General features: G+C 66.7%; 1 pseudogene (only partly in view). It reads right to left on the bottom strand.

The window, feature by feature from the left end:
- Window positions 1–2,715: pseudogene (locus tag ACFE99_RS06795) on the bottom strand (beta-ketoacyl synthase N-terminal-like domain-containing protein); its annotated part reaches 419 nt to the left of the window's first position; the annotation flags it as partial.

Genomic DNA, 2,715 nt, shown 5'->3' with positions numbered 1-2,715 from the left:
AGCATCTGGCACATCCCCATCATCTGGAACACCGCCGCGCCGCCCTTGGCGTGCCCGGTCAGGCTCTTCTGCGACACAATGAACAGCGGAGCGCCGGGCGAACGGCCCAGCGAGTCGGCAAGCCGCTCATGCAATTCCGTTTCGTTAGGGTCGTTGGCCAGCGTCGAGGTGTCGTGCTTGGAGATCACCGCGATGTCGTCAGCGCCGACACCTAGCCGGGCCAGCGAGCGCGCCAGCGGCGACTCCTTGCCGCCGCGGCCCGCGCCCAGCGCGCCCAGCCCGGGCGCCGGGATCGAAGTGTGCACGCCGTCGCCGAACGACTGGGCGTAGGCCACGACCGCCAGCACCGGCAGACCCATCTTCAGAGCCAAGTCACCGCGGGCCAGCAGAATGGTGCCGCCGCCCTGCGCTTCGACGAAACCCAGCCGGCGCCGGTCGTTGGGCCGTGAGAACTTCGAGTCGCTGATGCCCTTGGCCCGCATCATCTCGGTGTCAGCGGTGGCCGCCATGTCACCGAAGCCGATGATGCCTTCCAGCGTCAGGTCGTCGATGCCGCCGGCCACCACCAATTCGGCCTTGCCCAGCCGGATCTTGTCGACGCCCTCCTCGACAGACACTGCGGCGGTCGCACACGCTGCGACCGGGTGGATCATCGCACCGTAGCTGCCGATGTAGGACTGAACCACATGCGCGGCGACGATATTCGGCAACACTTCCTGGAAGATGTCGTTGGGTTTGTTCCGGCCCAGCAAGTTGCCGTGATACATGGTCTGCATCGAGGTGCCGCCACCCATGCCGGTGCCCATGGTGTTGGCCACCAACGTCGGATGCACGTAGCGCATCACCTCAGCGGGGCTGAAGCCCGCGGACAGGAACGCATCGACGGTGGCGACGATGTTCCACACCGCCAGCCGGTCGATCGAGCTGGCGAGGTCTGGCGGGATTCCCCATACGGTCGGGTCGAAACCGGTCGGGATCTGGCCGCCGACCAGACGCGACAGCTTGTTTTTGCGCGGAACCCGGATTTCGGTGCCGGCCTTGCGGGTGACCTCCCAGTCGGTGCTCTCAGGCACCGGCCGAATCAGCGTGTGCTCGGGATCGAACTGCACGAAGGCTCGCGCTTCTGCTTCGCTGGACACGACGAACGTAAAGTCCTTGTCCAGGAACACGCTCACCAAAAGCGGTGAGGCATGGTCGGGGTCGATGGAGCCGTCGTCGACCCACTCGCGGATCCCCACCCGCTCGACCACTGTGTCGTGGTAGCGCTCGACGAGCTCGGACTCATCGACGAGCTCACCGGATTCGGCGTCATACCAACCCGGCTCGGGATCGTCGTGCCAGCGGATCAGCCCAGTCGTCCAGGCCAACTCCAGCACGCCGGCGGCCGAGAGTTCGTTCTCGACCTCCATTTCGAAGCGGGTGCGCGACGAACCGTAGGGGCCGAGTTCGGCGCCACCGACGATGACTACCAGATCAGCGGGATCGACGTCGACCGCGTCCCACCGCGGAGACGGCGCAGGTGTGTATCCGCGGGGCGGTGACGGCAGCGCGGCGATGGTGCCCGCCGGCGCATCTTCGGGAATCGGTTCAGCCGTGGCCTGCTCGCGGGCCTTAGCGGCCAGCTCCGCCATGTCCAACTCGACATCGCCGAGCCCGCCGGTTAAATCGACCTTGAGCGGCGCGTGGGCCGCAGCAGCCTTCGACTCCACATCGCAGAGCCCCAGCAGCATCGCCGCCATCTCGTCGGTGGAATACGTTGTGACACCGGCTTCTTCAACCGCGCTGACGATGGCATCGTTGTGGCCCATCAGCCCGGTACCCCTCGTCCAGCCGATCAACGCGTGCGACAAACTGACCCGCTGCGCCCACGACGACTCGGCATGCCACCGGGCCACCACCGCGTCGAGCGCGGACTTGGCTTCGCCGTAGGCGCCGTCACCGCCGAACATGCCGCGGTTGGGCGAGCCCGGCAGTACCACGTGCAGCCGCGACGCGATGTCGCGCTCGGCGCCGATCTTCGACAGACCACCGATGAGTCGCTGCACCGCCCACAGCAGCACCTTCATTTCCATCTCCGCGCGCGACCCAGCTTCGGAGAGGTCGCCGGCCACGCGGGGCGCCGCGAACGGGAACAACAACGTCGGGGTTTGCGCGTCCTTGACATGAATCGATTGCGGGCCAAGGCTTTCGGTCTGTTCGCTACCTACCCATTCGACCAGTGCGTCGATGTCGGAGTAGGACGCCATGTTGGCCGGCACCACCCACAGCGCCGCGTCGTAGCGCGCGTGGTCGCGATACAGCGTCCGGAAGAACTCCAACTTTTCGTCGTCAAGCTTCGACGTTGTCGCGATGACGGTAGCGCCGCCGTCGAGCAACCGTGCCACCACCGAGGCGGCGATCGATCCCTTCGACGCGCCAGTCACCACCGCGACTTCGTCGCTGTAGCGGCCCTTGTCCGGATTCTCTGCGCCAGCGGCGATCCGGGCATACAGCGATGCGTGGACAGTGCGACCGGCGGCCAGCGCCTTGCCCTGCCACCACGTGGCCTGGTTCGCCACGACGTGGCCGGTGCCCTCGAATCGCTCGGCGAGCTGCGCCCACTCGGCGTCGATCTCGTCGTCGTCGGCCAGCCACAGCTTCACAAGATCCTCGCGCGCGCTGGCCCAGCGGTCGTCGAACACAACGGCTTTCTTGGCGTCGAACACCGGCGCTACC

Source organism: uncultured Mycobacterium sp., from assembly GCF_964249325.1.
Lineage (GTDB): Bacteria > Actinomycetota > Actinomycetes > Mycobacteriales > Mycobacteriaceae > Mycobacterium.
The sequence above is the reverse complement of the archived record's forward strand: the minus strand, read 5'-3'. Positions and strand labels throughout refer to the sequence as shown.